Source organism: Falsigemmobacter intermedius, assembly GCF_004054105.1.
In the GTDB taxonomy this organism is placed as follows: domain Bacteria; phylum Pseudomonadota; class Alphaproteobacteria; order Rhodobacterales; family Rhodobacteraceae; genus Wagnerdoeblera; species Wagnerdoeblera intermedia.
In genome coordinates, this window is sequence record NZ_SBLC01000095.1 from 752 (window position 1) to 3830 (window position 3079).

Annotated in this window: 4 protein-coding genes; 3 read left to right on the top strand and 1 reads right to left on the bottom strand. The window is 57.5% G+C overall.

The features are described 5' to 3' along the window. Positions 1 to 376: 376 nt before the first annotated feature. The 3 genes from EP867_RS19035 (at position 377) to EP867_RS19045 (ending at position 2369) form a co-directional block, all read left to right on the top strand. Positions 377 to 646 carry a hypothetical protein gene (locus EP867_RS19035; protein WP_128491014.1) on the top strand — a complete coding sequence of 90 codons (270 nt, stop codon included), beginning with the start codon at positions 377 to 379 and terminating at the stop codon, positions 644 to 646. 455 nt (positions 647 to 1101) lie between these two features. Next, entirely contained in the window at positions 1102 to 1662 is a 561-nt protein-coding gene (locus EP867_RS19040) for an ABC transporter permease (RefSeq protein WP_322099045.1), read from the top strand. After that, on the top strand, positions 1659 to 2369 hold the full coding sequence (locus tag EP867_RS19045; RefSeq protein WP_128491016.1) for an ABC transporter ATP-binding protein: 711 nt from the start codon (positions 1659 to 1661) through the stop codon (positions 2367 to 2369). Before EP867_RS19040 ends, EP867_RS19045 begins: the two co-directional genes overlap by 4 nt. Positions 2370 to 2481: 112 nt before the next feature. Here EP867_RS19045 and EP867_RS19980 read toward each other — a convergent pair. After that, the coding region (locus tag EP867_RS19980) for a hypothetical protein (protein ID WP_164888965.1) at positions 2482 to 3079 on the bottom strand (598 nt) is incomplete at its 5' end.

The window sequence follows — 3079 nt, forward strand, 5'->3', positions numbered from 1 at the left end:
CATAGGCAGTCTGCGGGATCGTGAGGCCATGGGCCTCGCAAGTCTCCCGGATCAGCCGGGTGTGGCCGAGATTGTGATTGAGCATGTGTGCCCCAATGAAAAAGCCCCGCCGGAGAGATCCAAACGGGGCAGTGGAAGGAGAAACTGTTTGCAGATTCAGCAAAACTGATCATTTTTCAGATCAGAGGGGGGGGCAGTATGCACCACGCGTCAGAGGTTATTCTGGTCGGATATGGCGAGCGCACCTTTGGGGAGGTGTTGATCGGTCAAATCAGATTGTCCGGAGGATGGTCAGCTCCGAGCTCAGGCGGCTTTTTCTTCACGCCCGAAGGAAAAGATCAGCCCGTCGTTTGGGCAAAATCCTTGGAGGGGTTCTATGACGGTATTCTGGACTGGCATGCCGATCTTAAAAGAAACGCTTCTAAAACAAGAAAATAAGCGCCTACGATTTTGTGAACTGCACAGCGGTGAAGGTATGCTAAGATTTCCAAATCAACTGGTTACAACGCGTCGCGTTTCAGGTGACTACGGTCCCGTCACAACATGCTACGAGCCAGATGTGATGGGACAGGGCGTCTTCAATGAAGGCGCCTTGTTTCGTTCGGACTTCCCCTCTTTGGGGGAATTGTCTGAAGGGCAGGCTTGATATCTATGCGGCAGAATTGTCCCTGAAGTTTACCAGATGGAAAATTTTTAGCGGCCCCCGAGCTTTCCGGTAAGCGAGGGGGCTTTTTCCCTACAGGCATCTCAAAGCCGAGATCGGCGATAAACTGACCCGGAAATTTCAGAGTGGCTCCATACAATGCCAAAACCCGCGCAATGAGAGGTTATATTCTTAAGTTGTTGACCGTTTCGTCCGCGTAAGCGCAGGCTGTCGGTCATTAACCTTTTGTTAACTTTCAGAGATCCTCTAATGCTAGGTAAAGACTTCCGCCCATTCCAATGTCGCTGCGGTCACAAATTACGCTTTGCAGCTTTGCGCTGTGGCAACTGTGGCGCGCGCACACCCTTTCAAAATCGCGTCGAGTTCTGGGCTCTGTCAGGCTTCGCCGCACTGATAGCGTTTGGCTTCATAGTAGGAGCTTTCATCGTATCCTTGCGGTGAAGGCTGTCAACGGCGGTGCGGTCGCCGGTTATTACGGCGGTTGGATCGACACGGCTGCCATGCGGGTGACCGAGTTTTTCCAGACCATCCCTACTTTTATCGGCGCGATTGTAATTGTGGCGGTGCTGGGCTCGACACTCCCCAATGTCATCGGGGCGATTGCCATTGTCTCCTGGGCCCCCCTGGCGCGGCTGGTGCGCGCCGAAGTGCGCGCCGTGAAAAGCCGGGAATTTGTTGAGGCCTGTGTCTCGCTGGGCATGTCGGATCTGCGCATCCTGATCGTGCAGATCCTGCCCAATGTGCTGACGACCATCGTGGTTGCGGGCTCGCTGATGGTCGCCACGGCGATCCTCTTTGAGGCGGGGCTGTCCTTCCTTGGTCTGGGCGATCCGAACATCATGACCTGGGGGTATATGATCGGCGCGGGACGCTCGGCCATTCGCACCGCCTGGTGGATGGTCACCATTCCTGGTCTTGCCGTGCTGCTGACGGTGCTGGCGATCAACCTGATCGGCGATGCGCTCAATGAGGCCCTTAATCCGAGAGCGAAGCGATGACACCCGTTCTGCAGGTCGAGGGCCTGCGCACCGAATTTCGCGGCCCCAAACGCAACTGGTTTCCGGTGGTCAATGAGGTCGACCTGACCCTGCATGCGGGGGAAACGCTTGCGGTGGTTGGAGAATCCGGCTGCGGCAAAAGCATGCTGGCGCATTCCATGCTGCAGCTCCTGCCCCCGCGCATCGCGCGGATCAGTGCAGGCTCGATCCGGCTCGGCGGCACTGATCTTTTGTCGCTGTCCGAACCCCAGATGCGCCGGGTGCGGGGCAAAGACATCTCGATGGTCTTTCAGGAGCCGATGACCTCGCTCAATCCGTTGATGAAAGTCGGCCGTCAGATTGAGGAAAGCGTGCTGGTCCATGAGGGCTGCTCAGAGGCGGAGGCCCGCGCCCGCGCGGTTGAACTGATGGAGATGGTGGGCATTCCTGAGGCCCGCATCCGCGCGGACCAGTTCCCCTTTCAGCTCTCCGGCGGCATGCGTCAGCGCATCGTCATTGCCATCGCGCTTGCCTGCCGGCCCAAAGTGCTGATCGCCGATGAGCCGACCACGGCGCTCGATGTGACCATCCAGGCTCAGGTGCTGGAGCTGATCGTCACCCCGCAGGAGATGCAGCGGCGGAACGGCTTTTCGTCTCTGATGAAGCGAGCTGTAATTCTGCCGCAGATCAGAGGCAGGGTTTACGCGGCCCGGATCAAGGATGAATGAGCCAAAGCCCTGTATCCCACGTCTGGGATGCGAAGAGTGAGCGGCACCCGCCTGCCGCTCACTCTCTGTCCGCTCATCTGCCCGGTTAAACGGCGCGTTGCCTGCCTCGGGATCAACTCGTTGTAGTGTCCCGGGTGGGAAGGGCGACCAGCGTTTCAGCCAGAACGTATCGTGCCTCATCTGCGGCGATGCGCTTTTTCAACTCTGCGAGGAAATCGGGGTAACTCGGAAAGTAGTCCAGCAGCTCTGACAATGCCGCCGCCTCAATAGAGGCAGGGGCACCGGTGAGATATCGGTCGACCATAAGCGCAGCTTGCGACCACAAAACCTGCTGTTGCCTCATTGCCTCTGTGTAGTCAGTCGGGTCTGAGAACTCCACGGCTGGCAGTTCGCTGAACAGTGCTTTCACCGTGTCCTTCAGCGTCAGGAGTTGTGGGCCATACAGATTATGCAGTTCCCGTCGCGGCCCCTCGAGCCGGTGATTTACCTTCTGATGCGGGTCCTGTCCGGCTCGTCTCCTGACTTCCCGCAGTGTTTCAATATTGCGCATCAGCCATTCGCCCCGGGGACTGAATGCGCCACTTGCCTGGGCTTCGAGTTGCTGCTGCGCGGAAGACAGCGCTGCCAGAGCATGTTTCAGTCCTTCAGCTGTTGATTGCCGCTTAGAACTGACCCATTTGGGGCGATAATTTCCATTGAGATTTGACCCA